The organism is Gemelliphila asaccharolytica (assembly GCF_001553005.1).
Classification (GTDB): domain Bacteria; phylum Bacillota; class Bacilli; order Staphylococcales; family Gemellaceae; genus Gemelliphila; species Gemelliphila asaccharolytica.
On sequence record NZ_KQ959870.1, the window covers coordinates 1 to 16,623 of the forward strand.

Here is a 16,623-nt window from a genome sequence, read left to right on the forward strand (position 1 = left end):
CTATGTCGACGCAAATGGTGCATGGATTGGTTAAAGTGCAAATTAAAAAAAATTAGGAGATTATAAAAAATTAAATACTAAGAAAAGTAAAATATTTAATAAACTAAATAATTTTTATAGCTAACGATTTTGAAGCGAGAAGAAAATATCAAGTAATTTTTTAAATTTTCTAAAAATTACTTGATAATTTTTAAAAATTATACTATAATAAGTTAACTTTAAATAAAGACAAGATTTTTCAATTCAATTTTTAGAGAGAAGCTGGCAGGTGAAAAGCTTTAAGGAGATTGAAAAATTATCACTTTATATTTAAATAAACTAAATAATGTTAAATGAGATACTCTTAAAATGAGATAATTGAGGTGGTACCGCGAGAAATACGCCCTCTATACTTGTTTTAAGAGTTTTTATATTTGAAAGGAGAAAAAAATGGAATTAAAAGATACATTGCTTATGCCAAAAACTTCTTTTCCTATGAGAGGAAACCTACCTAACAAGGAACCAGGATATTTAAAAAAATGGGAAGAAATGGATTTATATAGAAAAGTTTTAGAAAAAAATGCAAGTTGCCCTACTTATGTTCTTCACGATGGGCCACCATATGCAAATGGTAATATCCATATAGGACACGCTTTAAACAAAATTTTAAAAGATTTTATTGTGAAATATAAAAATATGACAGGCTACCTATCTAATTATGTACCTGGGTGGGATACTCATGGGCTACCAATAGAACAAGTTTTGGTAAATAATGGTGTTGATAGAAAAAGTATGCCTACATATAAATTTAGAAATAAATGTAAAGATTATGCCTTAAAACAAGTTTCTAAACAAAGAGCAGATTTCAAAAAACTAGGAGTTATTGGAGATTGGGAAAATCCTTATCTAACATTAGACCCTAAATATGAAGCAGAACAAATTAGAGTTTTTAAAGCCATGGTAGAAAAAGGATATATTTATAGAGGTAAAAAACCAATTTACTGGTCACCATCATCAGAATCAGCTTTAGCAGAAGCAGAAATCGAGTATAAAGACCACACATCACCATCAGTTTTTGTAGCTTTTGACCTTAAAAGCGATGTAGACTTTTTAGAAAAAGGAACTAAATTTGTTATTTGGACAACTACTCCTTGGACTTTACCAGCAAATGTTGGTATTGCTGTTAATAAAGATTTTGTTTATCAAGTTGTAAGTGTTGATGGAGAAAAATATTTAGTTGCAAAAGAATTAGTAAATAAACTTGCTGAAAAATTCTCTTGGAAAGATTTTGAACTTTTAGATGAAGTTTTAGGAAGCAAATTAGAATATTTAGTATGTAAACATCCATTTATCGACAGAGATTCTATGGTATTTTTAGCAGATTATGTAACCCTTGACGCTGGTACTGGACTTGTTCATACAGCTCCTGGACATGGGGAAGATGACTATAATGTGGGACACCTAAAATATAAATTACCAGTAATTTCTCCAGTAAACGACCAAGGTATTCTAACAGAAGAAGCAGGAATTTTTGCAGGAAAATTTGTTTTTGATGCAAATAAAGATATTATAGAATATTTAGATAAAATAGGAGCATTACTTCAAAAAGAAGATATCACTCACTCATATCCTCACGACTGGAGAAGTAAAAAACCAATTATCTTTAGATCAACTCCACAATGGTTTTGTTCTATAGATTTATTCAGAGAAGAGCTTCTGCAACAAGTAGATGCAACTAAGTTCTACAGCCCATGGGGAAAAACTCGTCTTTATAATATGATTAGAGATAGAGGTGATTGGGTAATATCACGTCAAAGAGTTTGGGGAGTACCAATTCCAGTATTTTACGCAGAAAATGGAGAACCAATTTTAGACGGCAAGTTAATTGAACATGTAGCTAAAATTTTTGAAAAAGAAGGGTCAAATGCTTGGTTTAACAAAGAAGCTAAAGAATTATTACCAGAAGGATATACACACCCTGACAGTCCTAATGGTAAATTCACCAAAGAAATGGATATTATGGATGTTTGGTTTGATTCTGGAACAAGTCATCAAGGCTGTCTAGCTTTAAGAGATGATTTAACTTATCCAGCAGATCTTTATCTTGAAGGAAGTGACCAATATCGTGGTTGGTTCAACTCTTCACTTATAAACTCTGTAGCAGTTTCTGGCTTAGCACCTTACAAAGAATTAGTATCAGCAGGTTTTGTAATGGACGGAAACGGAAGAAAAATGAGTAAATCTCTAGGAAATGTAATTTCTCCTAATGATGTAGGAAAAAAACAAGGAGCAGAGATTATCAGACTTTGGTCAGCAAGTGTTGACTACACTCAAGATGTTAGAATTTCTGAAGATATCTTAAAACAAGTATCTGAATCTTATAGAAAATTAAGAAATACATATAGATTCTTGTTAGGAAATATATACAATACAGAATTTAAAGAAACAGATTTACTAGAATACAAAGAACTAGCTGAAATTGATAAATATATGCTTATCAAATTTGAAAAAGTAGTAGCAAAAATGTTAGATTATTACAGTAAATATCAATTTAGCAATGTTATGAATGAACTTATAAACTTCTTTAATGTAGAACTATCATCATTTTACCTTGATTATGGAAAAGACATTCTATACATAGAAGCAAAAGACTCATACATCAGAAGAAGTATGATAACAGTTTTATACACAATTTTAGATAAAACAACAAGATTAATTGCACCTATCCTATCATTTACAGCAGAAGAAATTTATGAAAACATGACAGATAGAAAAAAAGAATCTGTACATTTAGAAGATTTTCCTAAAGTAAATTTAATAGATGACAGTAAATTAGAAGAAAAATGGGATAAACTTATGAAAGTAAGAGATGACTTACTAAAAGCTTTAGAAGAAAGTAGAAATGAAAAAGTAATTGGTAAATCATTAGAAGCATCTGTAGAAATCTATTCAGATGACAAAGAAGTACTAGAAATAATTAAATCAGTGCCAGCATTACATCAACTATTTATTGTAAGTAAAGTAAAAGTAAAAGAAAACGATGGTAAAAAATATGATTATGCTACAATAAAAGTAGAAAAAGCCCTTGGTCACAAATGTGAAAGATGCTGGACTATAGTTGATGAAGTGACAAGTGACAATTTATGTAGTAGATGTCACGACGTAGTAGAAAAACTTAAATAAAGAAAATAAAACTACATTAAGCAAAGAAAAAAGTAAGTAGATATAAAAAAGCTACTTGCTTTTTCTTTAAATATATTTTCTAGGAAATAAAAGACTATCTATCAATATTTGAAAAGAAGTTTATAATGCTATATAATTAAAAAGTATGATTTACATAGAAAAGAAAGGGGAAAAATTATGGAATTAAAAAAAGAATTTTTACAAGAACTTAATAAAGATTTTTCATCATGTAGAGCAAATCTTATAGCACAAAGAGCTGTAGGAAATGCTGGATTATTAGAAGCTAGTGTAAACCGTTTTGGAGATGAAACAAATAGACATAGTTTTAATATCAATTTGAAAGAAACTGAAGTATATAATCAAAAACAATCAGGTAGATGTTGGATGTTTGCTTCATTAAATGTTATGGAATATCATCTTTGCAAAAATCATAATTTAAAATCATTTGAACTTTCTCAAAATTATAGTTTATTTTATGATAAATTTGAAAGATGTAACTACTTTTTAGAATCAATTGTAAAAACTTTTAATGAAGATATCCATTCAAGAATTGTCTCACATTTATTGAAAGACCCTATAGGTGATGGTGGGCAATGGGATATGTTTAAAAATATTGTGCAAAAATATGGGGTTGTACCTAAATATTCTATGCCTGAAACATTTAACTCATCAGCAACAAATGCTATGAATTTTTATTTAACAAAAATGTTAAGAATGTTTGCAAAAGATCTTAGAAATGCACATGAACAAGGAAAAAATAGCGATGAAATAAATGCTATGATAAAAGAAATGATGAAAAAAGTACACAGAGCGTTGTGTATTACTTTAGGAACACCACCACAAAAAATAGATTTTGAAACAAGAGATAAAGATGACAAACTAATATCTTTCAAAAATCTAACACCTCAAGAATTTTTCAAAAATCATGTAAAAATGCAATTAGATGACTATGTTTCACTAATTAACGCTCCAACAAAAGACAAACCATATTATAAAAATTACACAGTTAAATTCTTAGGAAATGTAACAGAAGGAAATAAAATCAACTATATAAATGTCCCTATCGAAGTAATGAAAGAAGCGACAGTTAAACAATTAAAAGATAATGAACCAGTTTGGTTTGGGTGCGATGTAGGACAATTTTTCTATAGAAAAGGATCAAGACTTGACCTTACAACAGTTAAAGTAGATGATTTGTGGAATGTAGAATATGACTTTAACAAAGAAGAAAGATTAGACTTTGGAGAATCATTGATGACACACGCCATGGTATTTATGGGATGTGAATATGATGAAGAAAGTAAGAGAGCAAAAAGATTTAGAGTAGAAAATTCATGGGGAAAGACGTAGGACACAACGGTTTTTGGGTTATGAGCAATGACTGGTATGATGAATATATGTATCAAGTATTAATAAACAAAAAAAATCTGCCTAAAAAAGTCCTAGAATCTCTAAATGAAAAAGTAATAGAATTAGAAGCATGGGACCCAATGGGATCACTTGCCAAAATATCATTTTAAAAATAAACAGTTTTAACTATAAAAAGACATTTGTAAAAATAATATAATTTTTGCAAGTGTCTTTTTAAAATTTTTAATTATAATTTAGGAGAGTTAAAATTTACTAAATTAAGATATCTATGATAGAATAAACATGAAAATTTTAGGAGGATAGCATGAAAGAGAAAAAATTTTTAAAAAATAAAATACTATTAACACTTTGTATTTTATTTTTTCTTATTTTTCTTATTATTTCTTTTTTGGTAAAAAATAATCTTTTTTTATTAGACATAAATATATGGGAAAAAATTAATAACATAAGAAATTCAGCTCTAACAGATATTTTCACCAAAATAACTCACTTAGGAGATAAAATTTTTTTGGTAATAATAGTAAGTTTAACCTCTCTTATCTTAATAGCTAAAAAAAGATATAAAGAAAGTATTTTTTTAGTATCTTCTAGTATTATAGGAGCATATATATTAAATAGGTTAATAAAATATTTATTTACTCGTCCAAGACCTTTCACTTTAGATTTAGTAAAGCCTCTAGTTTCTATTAATGGCTACTCTTATCCTAGCGGTCACGCAATGGGAAGTATTATTGTTTACATAATTTTAGTTTATATCCTGTTCAACAAAAAAATAAAAAAATTAGGAATTATATTTGCTATTATTTTAGCCACTGCAATATCTTGCACTAGAGTTTATCTAGGAGTACATTATCCAAGTGATATTTTTGCAGGATTTTTTTTAGGTTTAAGTTTTGATATAATGGCAATATTAATATATAGGAGATTTTATGGAAATAAGAAAAGCAAAAGCAAAAGACTTAAAAGCTATTTATGCCATTTTAGATAATGCTAAAAAGATAATGGATAAAGATGGCAATAAAAATCAGTGGAAAGATTTGAATAAAGTAAAAGAAATAGTAATGAAAGACGTAAATAATGAAAATTTTTATCTTGTAGAAGATAATAACAAAATTTATGGAGTTTTTTCTTTTATTATAGGAGATGACCCTACCTATTCTTATATAAAGGGAAAATGGTTAAATAATGATGAATATGGAACAATTCATAAAATAGCAAGTAGTGGAGAAGGGAAAAATATTTTTTCACATATTTTTAAATATTGCAAAAGCAAGATAAAAAATATAAAAATAGACACTCACAAAGATAATGCAAGAATGAAACACTTAATAGAGAAAACTGGCTTTCATTTTTGCGGGGAAATATATCTTTCAGACGGAGACGCTAGACTTGCGTATCAATATAGTGAAAAATAAAAGGGTCTTATACTATTAAAATCAGCATTAGAAACAAATTATATATAAAGATAAGTAAAAATATGATATTATAAAAATATTAAAAATATAAAAGGAGTAACCAATGATAAAAGAAGTAACATTTAAAGGTATAAAAATGAATGTAGAAACAAAAGTTGAAGTAGGTAAAAACTTATCAAATTTCAAAGCAACTAAAAAAGATTTATCTGATTTCAACTTAGAAGATTATAAAAATAAGGTATTAGTAATAAATACTTTCCCATCTGTAGATACCCCAGTTTGTGCAATGCAAACAATAAAATTTAATAAAGAAGCGGCAAATTTTAAAGATGTTGAACTTATTACTATTTCAAAAGATTTACCATTTGCTTTAGGAAGATTTTGTTTGGATCAAAAAATTACTAATTTAACAACATTATCAGATTATAGATATAACGATTTTGAAAAAAATTGTGGAGGTGTTATTAAAGAACTTAATCTTTTTGCAAGACAAGTAATTATTGTAAATAAACAAGGTCAAGTCAAATATTATGAATTATGCAAAGAAGTAGGAAGTGAACCAGATTATTCTAAAGCACTAGAAGCGTTAAAAGAGTTAATTTAGGAGTTACAAATGGAAGAGTTAAAATATAAAAATACAGGAAATGATAGTAAATTAAAAACAAAAGACTTAATAACATTAGGTTTATATACTTTACTATTGATATTGCTTATGGCAGTAGGTGTAGGAGTATGTGCTGGAGTTTTCTCTGTTCTTTTTGCAGGGAAAGTATATTTTTCAATATTTACCCCAGTAGCAACGGCAGTTTTTGCAGCACCAGCGTTTACACTTATTTTTAATAAAATTAAAAAAAATTATTCAGTATTTATTTCAGCATTTATACTAGGGTTATTTTTACTATTATCAGGACATACTGCAATAGCCTTTCCTATCGCAGTAATAGGAGGAATTTTGGCAGAAATATTCTCTAGAAAAAATAATGAGTATTTATCATATATTTTCTTCACTCTAGGTCAAATAGGAACAGTAATTCCAATGTATTTTATGAGAGATGTCTATATTTCTCATTTAAAAGCTAGAGGATTTAGCAATGAAAAAATTGACTTTATAATGACAAATGCAAGTTTACAAATGTTTGTAATAATAGTAGTAACAACCATAATATTTTCTGTAATAGGAACATACATAGGAAGAAAAATTTATTTTAAAAATTTTGAAAAAGCAGGATTATAAAATGCACTTAAAATTAGACGTAAGAAGTAAAATATTACTTTTAGTAGTAGCTAATATTTTTATGTTTATGAAATTTTCGCTACTTGAACATTTTATTTTAGCTACTATATTTGCAGGTTTAATAGTAATTTTTGCAAATAAAACTAAAGGCTATAGAATATATTTAATATACTTATTTTTTACAGTATATGAGGTGATATTTGCTAAAATTTTAACCATACCAATATTAGACAATTTTTTGCTTCTTAGCTCATTAATGTTTAAAACAATATATTTACCTATCTGTGCTGGTATTATTTTAGTAGCAAGTTCTAAAGTATCAGAGCTTATAACATTTTTAAGAAAAATAAAATTGCCAAAAAATATGATAATAGTAATGGCAGTAATTTTTAGGTTTTTTCCGGTGATAATAGGAGATTATAGACTTATCAAAAATTCTTTAAAAATGAAAGGAATAGGAATTAGTAGATTTTATTATCTTCTTCATCCTTGGAGATTTTTAGAGTACGTGTTTGTTCCTTATGTAATAATTAGCACAAATACAGCTAATGAACTTGCTATATCTTGTATGTGCAGAGGTATAGAAAGTAATAAAAAAGCAACTACAATACAAATATTAAAATTTAAATTAATAGATTATATATTTATCATATTTATAATATTACTACTAATTGCAGTGTGTCTGAAAAAAGAAATATTATCTTTAATATAATATTAATAATTTAAAAAAAACTTTAGAAAGATTTTAAGACAGAAAATGATAGAATTTAAAAATTTTAGCTATAAATACACAAATTCAAAAAAATTAAATATAAAAAATCTAAATCTTAAAATAAACAAAGGAGAATGTATTCTTTTTACAGGAAATAGTGGTTGCGGGAAAACTACTATTTTAAGAACATTAAATGGACTATGTCCTGAGTTTTTTGATGGAGGTTACAGGGGAGAGTTAAAAATAGCTACTTTAAAAATAGGAGATAGTCTAAGCGAATTTTCCTCTGTAGTGGGTAGTGTTTTTCAAAATCCGAAAAATCAGTTTTTCCATCTTGACTCTACGAGTGAACTTGCATTTAGTATGGAAAATTTTGGTATAGATAGAGAGAAAATAATAGATAGAATAAATAAACTAGCAAAAGAATTTCGAGCAACAAATTTGCTTGATAAAAATATACTAAATTTAAGTGGAGGAGAAAAACAAAAATTAGCTTTTATTTCAAGTATGATGATGAATGCAGATATATATGTACTTGATGAAATCACCAGTAACCTTGATCTTAAAGCAATATCACTAATATCAGACATAATAGCAAAATTAAAAAAAGCAGGAAAAACTATAATAATAGCAGAACATAGAATTTTTTATCTGAAAAATCTTATAGATAGAATGTTTATTATAAAAGAAGGAGAAATAATTCACGAATTTAAAAGTTCTGATTTGAAAAATTTCGATGGAAAATCGTGCAAAACAAGACAATTAGATTTAAATTTGGTTAAGCTAGAACCTAAAGAAGCAAAAGTTAATTTGAAAAATGCTTTAACTTTGAAAAATTTTGACTATAAAGTAGATAAAAAAAATGTTGAGCATAGCAGAAGTTTTGATAGTGGGAGAGTTTATGCAATCATAGGAGATAATGGTTGTGGGAAAACTACTTTTGCAAATGCCCTAAGTGGATTTTTAAAATCAAAAGGTGAAATATATTTATTTGATAAAAAAATGACTAGAAAACTTTTGACTAAAAATACTTTTCAAGTTATGCAAGATGTAAACTATCAGCTTTTTACTAATAATGTAAAAACAGAAATAACTTTAGGTTGTGAGGACCTAGATCATTTTGATAAAGTAGTAGAGAAATTAAAGCTTACTAATTTACTTAAAAGACACCCAAATACTCTTTCTGGTGGAGAAAAACAACGAGTTGCCATAGCTTCGGCACTTCTTTCAGGGAAAAAAATATTAATTTTTGATGAACCTACAAGTGGACTTGATTATCTTAATATGTATGAATTATCTAAATTAATTAATGAAATAACAAATGAAAATATCATAACTTTTGTTATTACTCACGATTTTGAATTTTTATGTAGTGTAGCGGATAATGTTTTATATTTTGATAAAAATGGTATAAAAGAAGAAATTATTTTAAGTGAAAAGACTAAAGAAAAAGTTTTACAACTCATGAGTTAAAACTTTTCCTATATTTTAAAAATATTTAAAAAAAACTTAGAAGTATTTTATTACCTCTAAGTTTTTTATTTTTTAATTATTCTTCATCGTCTGCTTCTTGAAATTGCATTGCAATTTTTGGTTCAAAATCTTTAGGGATTGATTTTTCTTTAATTATAATTACATTACATTTAGCATAACGTACGATTCCTTCTGATACAGAACCCATAAGCATACGTTTAAATCCTGTAAGTCCTGAAGAACCACAAACAACTAAGTCAATATCTTTGCTATCTACAATATCTTCACTAAGAACGATTTTAGGAACACCTTGTTCTACAAGTCCTACCACGTTATGAAGTCCTTGTTTTTTAGCTACTTCTACATAGCTATCTACTAATCTTTTTGTTTTTTTGTAGAATGAATTGAAAATGTATGGATCACTTAATCCAGAAGTTGCTATAGTAGCATCAATTACACTAGCTATATATAATTTAGCATCTTCATTACGTTTTGCTATAGAAACTGCATTTAAAAATGCCCATTCTGCTTGTCTAGAACCGTCTACGGCTATTAAAATTTTAGAATATCTATTTTCCATAATAGATACACCCCCTTTATCTATATTCTTATTATATTATATATTTTTTGAAAAGTAAAGAATTAACAACTAACTAAAATATAAAAAAAATTGTATTTATTTTACAGTTATTATTCTTTTTCTAGTATGCGTTTTTCCATCTATGTTTACAGTATATGTTATTTCATATTCACCTATTTTTTTTGTGTCAAGGTTTGAAGAAATTAAAACTTTATCTAGGTAGGAAATTCCTGCTTTTCTAGCGATTATACCCTCTTTATCAATTTTAAATTCACTATTTAATTTAATAGTTTTATTTTCAGGTACAACAAAATAAAAAGTTCTTTCTAAACGTCTTTTTATTCTTTTATGATATCTTTCTTCGTCCTCTTTTGAGATTTTTTCTTTCAATTTTTCGTCAATTAAAGGCATTAATTCATCTTCACTATCTGCCATGCAAATTCTACTATTTACAAGGGCAAAAGTTTTTTCTCTACCAGGTCCACAGTAGGACTGACAGCCTACAATAAATTCACCATTAGGAGCTTTTTTCTTGAGTTTAGGTATAAGGGTTTTAAGATTAACTCCAAGACACTCATCACAAACTCTAAATGTTACTTTTTCTTCAGTGACAATTTCTTTATGTTTTTTACTATCTTGCATATTTTCCTCTTTTCTAGTTTTCATGATAATTATATCATAGCTTTCATTTTTATAAAAACAAGATATTTCAAGGGAAAGAATTTGTTATGTAGTGATATTTTTATCCCTTTTTAGATAGAATTAGTTAAGATATATTTTTTTAGTATCTTTTTCAAGGTAAATATAAAAATGAAAAATAAAATTATACCTACACATATAATAGAAGAAAGAAGCAAGAAAAAATTTTCAGAGAACATTTTTATTAAGTTAGACTCACTAGGACTCAAGAGCCAAAGGTCATTAGTAAAGAAAATCTTGTGAAAATTTATCCAAAATTTATTAAAATCGACAGCTATAAAAGTGATTATAGATGATAGTAGTATAATGAAAATCAAAAAAACTTTGTTGAAAATTTTTAATAAATAAAAAAGAAAATCTTTTTTGTAAATTAGAAATAACAAGATAGTAGATATTATAAAAAAACTTAATAAAAAACACATTATTTTCACAGATGACAGATATAAATACTTAACATCTATCATGTGTAAAATATCTTTTTTACTAAACCAGCTTGAATCAAGAAAATCTTTATTATTAAGATAAGAAAATAGGTTTTTTGTATAGAATATTAATTTTTCTTCGGATATAAATAAACTATTGGCTAACTTTTCCTTTCGATAATAATAAGTGTAGATAGGTAGAAAAAATGGTATTTTTAAAATAAAAAATAAAATTCCCCCTAAAAATAGAGATAGTAAGTTTAAAACTCCTGTAGTTTTTAAAAAAATTTTCTTCATTTATTGTGTAACCTTTCTTCGTTTAATTTGTTTTTAGCCCGTATTATATAGTAATTTATATATTAACAAATTTTTAGTAAAAAATAAATTTAAAACAGATATTAAGAAGGTATTATTTGTCAATAAACTGTATAATTCTGAAAATTTTATTTGGTATTGATAAGGAAAAAATATTGTTATATAATATAAATTATAGAAATATATGGGAGATAGATAGCTATGAAAACAAAGGGAATTAATACTAACTTATTACATGGATATCCTGTGATAGATGGATATACAGGTGCAGCCTCAATACCTAAGTATCAAACATCAACTTTTGATCAAAAAGATTGTTATTCAGATGGTAAGAAGTATTCTTATAGTAGATTTTCTAATCCAACGATAGAGGCTCTTCAAAGTGCCATCGCAAAAATGGAAAATGCAAAATATGGATTTGCTTTTTCTTCTGGAATGGCAGCAATAACAGTAGCTTTGATGTTACTTTCAAAAGGGGACCATGTTATTTTACCAATAGAAGTGTATGGAGGGACTTACCAACTTGCAAGTCAAATTTTGCCAAAATATGGTATTGAAAGTTCTTTTATAGATTATAAAGATTTATCTAATATAGAAAATCATATTAAAGAAAATACAAAAGTAATTTATATAGAAACACCTTCAAATCCACTTTTGAAAATTTCTGATATCAAAGAAATAGTAAAATTAGCTAAAAAACACAATTTATATACTATGGCAGATAATACTTTTATGACGCCAATTTACCAAAAACCGATTGATTTAGGTGTTGATATTGTTATTGAAAGTATGACAAAATTTATAAATGGTCATAGTGATGTGGTAGCAGGTGCTTTAGCTACAAATAATCAAGAAATGGCAGAAAAAATTTACTTGCTACAAAAAAATTTTGGTTCTATTATGGGAGTAGAAGATGCATGGCTGGTTCTTAGAGGTATGAAAACAATGGGACTGAGAATGGAAAAATCGGTATCGAATGCCTTGAGTATTGCAAAATTTTTAGAAAGTAAAGAAAAAATAAAAAAAGTTTATTATCCAGAACTTGCAAGTTGCAATTATTTTGACATTCATTCTAAACAAGCAACGAGTGGAGGAGCTGTTTTATCATTTGAACTTAATAGTGATGAAGACAGAATTAATTTTTTAAACAAAATTAAGATACCAATTTACGCTGTAAGCCTAGGAGGTGTTGAATCAATAGTATCGCATCCAGCAAGTATGTCGCATGCTTGTATGAGCAAAGAAGAAAGACTATCACAAGGTGTAGGAGATAACTTATTACGTCTTTCTTGTGGAATAGAAGATTTAGAAGATCTAATACAAGATTTAGATCAAGCATTAGAATAAAAAAAAATAAATAAAAAAATATAGAGGGAATTTTTAAATTATTTATTATTAAAAGTAGTTAAAATAACGAAAACAAAAAAATTAAAGGAGAATATCATGATAAAAAAAATAAATACAGAAAACGCACCAAAAGCATTAGGACCATATGTACAAGCAAATAAAGTAGGAAATTTAATATTTTGTTCAGGGCAATTAGGTATTAACCCAAAAACAGGGAAACTAGCAGAAGGTGGAGTATTAGCTGAAACAGAACAAGCATTTAAAAATATAAAAGCAGTAGTCGAAGAAGCAGGAAGCTCAATGAATCATATAGTAAAAGCCTTAGTTCTTTTAAAAGATATAAATGATTTTAAAGCTGTTAATGAAATATATGCAAAAAACTTTAATGAAATTTTACCAGCAAGATCAGCATTTGAAGTAGCTAATTTACCAGCTGGAGCACAAATAGAAATAGAAGTAATAGCAATAGAAAAATAAAATAAATTTTTAAATAAAATATAAAATTAAAATTCCATTCTCTAAAAATATAAGAATGGAATTTTTAATATTTATAAGATAAAATAAAGTTTGTAGAACAAAAAAATTATAATAATAAAAAATAAAAGGGGATAATATGTCAAAATTTCTAAGTAACAAGGTTGTGGAAGCTGCATATTTACTAAAGGTCAGAGATAAAAAAAATGTAGTGATAATAGATGCAAGAGGAAATATGCTAGATGACGGAGGAAAAATGTATGATAAAGCCAAAGTTATAGACTGGACTGATATAAGTGTACTAGGCGATTTTGGAAGTGAAAATTTAGGTAAATTACTATCAAAAGAAAATTATAAAGAAATATTTAAAAAATTAAAAATTAATGAAGAAACAGAAGTTATAGCATATGGATTTACCATGCCAAAAGCAGGATTTGGTGACGAAGGAAGAATCATATATACATTTGATTATATAGGTCACAAAAATGTTAAATTTATAGATGGGGGATTTGATGAAATAGAAAAATTAGGCTATAACAAATTTTACAATAAAGAAAATGACAGATTAGATTTAACAGATTTAAAAAGAGAAGAAGCCACGGACAACAAATCAAGCATATTTACAGAAGAATTATTGAAGGTAGTAGAAAATGAAAAATATCAAATAATTGATACAAGACTACAAGTAGAATATAATGGGAGGGTAATTTATGGAGAAAATAAAGCAGGACATATAAAAAATGCAATATCTTTACCATTTAATTCATTAGTAGATGATAAGGGGTTTTTAAAATCAAAAAAAGAAATAGAAGAAATATTAATTAATAAAAAAATAGAAAAAAACAAAACGCAAATAACATATTGCACAACGGGGGTTAGAGCAAGTTATGTAGCCTTTATTTTAAAAGAATTAGGTTATAATGTAAAAAATTATGAACCGTCTTTTGCAAGATTTTGTAATGTAGGAGAGATAGAAAAATAATGGTAGAAATAAGAAAAGCAAAAAAAACAGATTTTGACGCTTTAAATGGGCTGTTTGACTTTATAGTATCTTTAAAAGTAGATATTTTAAAAGAAATAGGAGAAAAAAAATTATTAGAAATATTAAGAGAATGTTTTTTATCAGAAACTGATAGATATAGTTACAATAATTGTGAAGTAGCTGAAAAAGATGGTAAAATTCTAGGATTTTCTTTTGCATACAATTATGACAATTTACTAAACGCAAAAGAGTATTGGTATAACTACATAGTAGAAAAATATGAACTAAATCCGAGAAGTTACATTTTTGATTTTAATGAATTTTTTGAGGGAGAATACTATTTAGATACCCTATATGTATTTGAAGATGCTAGAGGTAGAGGAGTAGGAAGCAAACTTTTAGACAATTTTGGAGAAAATAAAGATTATAAGATAAAAAGCTTGAATGTAGCTTTTTACAATAAAGGAGCCCAAAAATTATATGAAAGTTTCGGATATAAAAAAGAAGGAAAAATAAAAATAGCAAACGAGCAGTATCATCACTTAGTTTTAAAATAAAATTTTGGAGGAATTAATGAAAGAACTATTAAGAAAAGATATAAAAATAGAAGAAACATGGGATTTAACATCTATATTTAAAAATGATGAAGAATTTTACAATGAATTTCAAAATGTAGAAAAAGAACTTAAAAATATAAAAAAATATCAAAACAAACTAAAAAATAGTGCTAAAGATTTACTTTTAGTTTTGAGGGCTAGTGAAGATTTTGATAATAAATTAGAAACATTATATGTCTACTCACATTTAAAAAACGATCAAGACACTACAGAGGCAAAATATATAAAAATGCACCAAAAAGCATATGACTTGTATGTAAAAGCATCTAGTGAATGGTCATTTTTACAACCAGAAATAATGGCATTAGATGAAAATATCCTAAATTCTTATATTAATCAGGAAGAAGGGTTAAAAAAATATAAATTTTTCTTTGAAAAATTAAATACAAAACGTCCATATACATTAGACAAAGAAACAGAGAAAATAATAACTCTAGCATCGGGTGCATTATCATCTTCTAGTGAAACATTTTCTGCTTTAAATAACACAGATGTAAAATTTGATCCTGTAAAAAATAAAGACGGAGAAATTTTACCATTAAACTTTGCCACTTATGGAAAATATATGGAAAGTAAAGATAGAGTTTTAAGAAAAAATACATTTAAAAGTATGTATAAATTTTATAAAGAACACATAAATACTTTAGCAAGCACACTTTCAGGAAATTTAAAAGCAAATAAATACTATTCAGATACGCACAAATATAAATCAACTAGACAAAACGCAATGTCAAATAACTATATACCTGAAGAAGTATATGATAACTTAATTGATACTGTAAATAAAAATCTTCATGTGTTACATAAATACCATGAATTACAAAAAAAAGTTTTCGGAGAAAAAGAATTAAGATTATACGACAGAAGTGTATCTATGGTAGATAGTGAACCATTAGAATTTGATTTTGAAACAGCAAAAAATATGGTTATTGAAGCTGTCAAATGCATGGGTGAAGATTATGTAGAAAATCTTAAAAAGGCATTTGAAGAAAGATGGATAGATATTAGACCAAACAAAGGAAAACGTTCTGGAGCATATTCATCAGGAGGGTATAATACTAAACCATATATTCTTCTAAACTATGATGATACATTAAATTCTGTCCATACATTGATTCATGAGTTAGGACACTCAATGCATTCTTACTATACAAGAAAAAACCAAGACAAAACATATGGAAGTTATTCAATATTTGTTGCAGAAGTTGCATCAACTTGTAATGAAGCCTTACTTTCAGATTACTTATACAAAAAATATAAAAAAGAAAACAATAAAAATGCTATGCTCACAATTTTGAATCACGAGCTTTCTTCTTATGTAGGAACACTTTTTAGACAAGTTATGTTTAGTGAATTTGAATATAAAATAAATACTATGTTAGCAAAAGGAGAAGTATTAACTGCTGAATATCTAAATAAATTATATTATGATCTTGTAAAAAAATATCATGGAAATGCACTAACATACGATGATGAAATAATGTATGAATGGTCAAGAGTTCCTCATTTTTACTATAATTACTATGTTTACCAATATGCAACAGGTTTCTCAGCAGCTAGAGCATTGTCAAGTTTAATACTAGAAAATAAAGAAAATGCTAAAAAATATATAGAAGAATTTTTATCAAAAGGAAATTCTAACTACCCAATAGAAATTTTAAAAAATGCAGGAGTAGACATGAGAGGACAAGAAGCCATAACAAGAGCCATAAGAGAATTTGATAAAAAAATAGATGAATTTGAAAAATTATATTTTGAAAAATAGCCTAACATAGCTATTAAAATAAAAAAACTTGTGTCAGCTGTGAGGGTTGATTGAT

15 protein-coding genes and 1 pseudogene are annotated in these 16,623 nt (G+C 26.6%); 13 read left to right on the plus strand and 3 right to left on the minus strand.

Annotated features, from left to right (window positions below; genetic code table 11):
• The first annotated feature begins 429 nt into the window (after positions 1 to 429).
• The 8 genes and pseudogenes from ileS (at position 430) to HMPREF1871_RS02620 (ending at position 9,367) form a co-directional block, all read left to right on the plus strand.
• Entirely contained in the window at positions 430 to 3,162 is a 2,733-nt protein-coding gene (ileS, locus tag HMPREF1871_RS02585; RefSeq protein WP_066129705.1) for an isoleucine--tRNA ligase, read from the plus strand.
• 177 nt (positions 3,163 to 3,339) lie between these two features.
• A pseudogene (locus HMPREF1871_RS02590) lies at positions 3,340 to 4,682 on the plus strand (C1 family peptidase).
• Positions 4,683 to 4,837: 155 nt separating this feature from the next.
• Positions 4,838 to 5,521, plus strand: coding sequence for a phosphatase PAP2 family protein (locus HMPREF1871_RS02595; protein WP_066129707.1), 684 nt, complete (start codon positions 4,838 to 4,840; stop codon positions 5,519 to 5,521).
• Positions 5,463 to 5,948 carry a GNAT family N-acetyltransferase gene (locus tag HMPREF1871_RS02600; RefSeq protein ID WP_066129710.1) on the plus strand — a complete coding sequence of 162 codons (486 nt, stop codon included), beginning with the start codon at positions 5,463 to 5,465 and terminating at the stop codon, positions 5,946 to 5,948. Before HMPREF1871_RS02595 ends, HMPREF1871_RS02600 begins: the two co-directional genes overlap by 59 nt.
• A 103-nt stretch (positions 5,949 to 6,051) precedes the next feature.
• On the plus strand, positions 6,052 to 6,552 hold the full coding sequence (gene tpx, locus HMPREF1871_RS02605; protein WP_066129713.1) for a thiol peroxidase: 501 nt from the start codon (positions 6,052 to 6,054) through the stop codon (positions 6,550 to 6,552).
• Positions 6,553 to 6,561: 9 nt separating this feature from the next.
• Positions 6,562 to 7,182 carry an MptD family putative ECF transporter S component gene (locus tag HMPREF1871_RS02610; protein WP_066129715.1) on the plus strand — a complete coding sequence of 207 codons (621 nt, stop codon included), beginning with the start codon at positions 6,562 to 6,564 and terminating at the stop codon, positions 7,180 to 7,182.
• Between the two features lies 1 nt (position 7,183).
• The gene (locus HMPREF1871_RS02615) at positions 7,184 to 7,894 is read left to right on the plus strand and encodes an energy-coupling factor transporter transmembrane component T (RefSeq protein WP_066129717.1); all 711 of its coding nucleotides are present in this window, start codon (positions 7,184 to 7,186) and stop codon (positions 7,892 to 7,894) included.
• 45 nt (positions 7,895 to 7,939) lie between these two features.
• On the plus strand, positions 7,940 to 9,367 hold the full coding sequence (locus HMPREF1871_RS02620) for an ABC transporter ATP-binding protein (protein ID WP_066129720.1): 1,428 nt from the start codon (positions 7,940 to 7,942) through the stop codon (positions 9,365 to 9,367).
• A gap of 76 nt (positions 9,368 to 9,443) precedes the next feature.
• Here the strand turns inward: HMPREF1871_RS02620 and HMPREF1871_RS02625 are convergent, their stop codons facing one another.
• The 3 genes from HMPREF1871_RS02625 to HMPREF1871_RS06490 form a co-directional block, all read right to left on the minus strand.
• Positions 9,444 to 9,947: a universal stress protein gene (locus HMPREF1871_RS02625; RefSeq protein WP_066129725.1), complete on the minus strand. Its 504-nt coding sequence runs from the start codon at positions 9,945 to 9,947 to the stop codon at positions 9,444 to 9,446.
• Between the two features lie 96 nt (positions 9,948 to 10,043).
• Positions 10,044 to 10,589, minus strand: a complete 546-nt coding sequence (locus HMPREF1871_RS02630) for an immunoglobulin-like domain-containing protein (protein ID WP_066129727.1) — start codon at positions 10,587 to 10,589, stop codon at positions 10,044 to 10,046.
• Positions 10,590 to 10,699: 110 nt separating this feature from the next.
• Positions 10,700 to 11,365 carry a lipoprotein intramolecular transacylase Lit gene (locus HMPREF1871_RS06490; RefSeq protein WP_066129730.1) on the minus strand — a complete coding sequence of 222 codons (666 nt, stop codon included), beginning with the start codon at positions 11,363 to 11,365 and terminating at the stop codon, positions 10,700 to 10,702.
• A gap of 219 nt (positions 11,366 to 11,584) precedes the next feature.
• Here HMPREF1871_RS06490 and HMPREF1871_RS02640 point away from each other — a divergent pair, with 219 nt between their 5' ends.
• The 5 genes from HMPREF1871_RS02640 (at position 11,585) to pepF (ending at position 16,568) form a co-directional block, all read left to right on the plus strand.
• Complete coding sequence (locus HMPREF1871_RS02640; protein ID WP_066129733.1) at positions 11,585 to 12,730, plus strand: trans-sulfuration enzyme family protein; 1,146 nt, start codon at positions 11,585 to 11,587, stop codon at positions 12,728 to 12,730.
• Between the two features lie 96 nt (positions 12,731 to 12,826).
• Complete coding sequence (locus tag HMPREF1871_RS02645) at positions 12,827 to 13,207, plus strand: RidA family protein (RefSeq protein WP_066129735.1); 381 nt, start codon at positions 12,827 to 12,829, stop codon at positions 13,205 to 13,207.
• Positions 13,208 to 13,343: 136 nt separating this feature from the next.
• Complete coding sequence (locus HMPREF1871_RS02650) at positions 13,344 to 14,186, plus strand: sulfurtransferase (protein ID WP_066129738.1); 843 nt, start codon at positions 13,344 to 13,346, stop codon at positions 14,184 to 14,186.
• Entirely contained in the window at positions 14,186 to 14,743 is a 558-nt protein-coding gene (locus HMPREF1871_RS02655; RefSeq protein WP_066129740.1) for a GNAT family N-acetyltransferase, read from the plus strand. Before HMPREF1871_RS02650 ends, HMPREF1871_RS02655 begins: the two co-directional genes overlap by 1 nt.
• Before the next feature lie 16 nt (positions 14,744 to 14,759).
• Positions 14,760 to 16,568, plus strand: a complete 1,809-nt coding sequence (gene pepF / locus HMPREF1871_RS02660) for an oligoendopeptidase F (protein WP_066129743.1) — start codon at positions 14,760 to 14,762, stop codon at positions 16,566 to 16,568.
• The last annotated feature ends 55 nt before the right edge of the window (positions 16,569 to 16,623 follow it).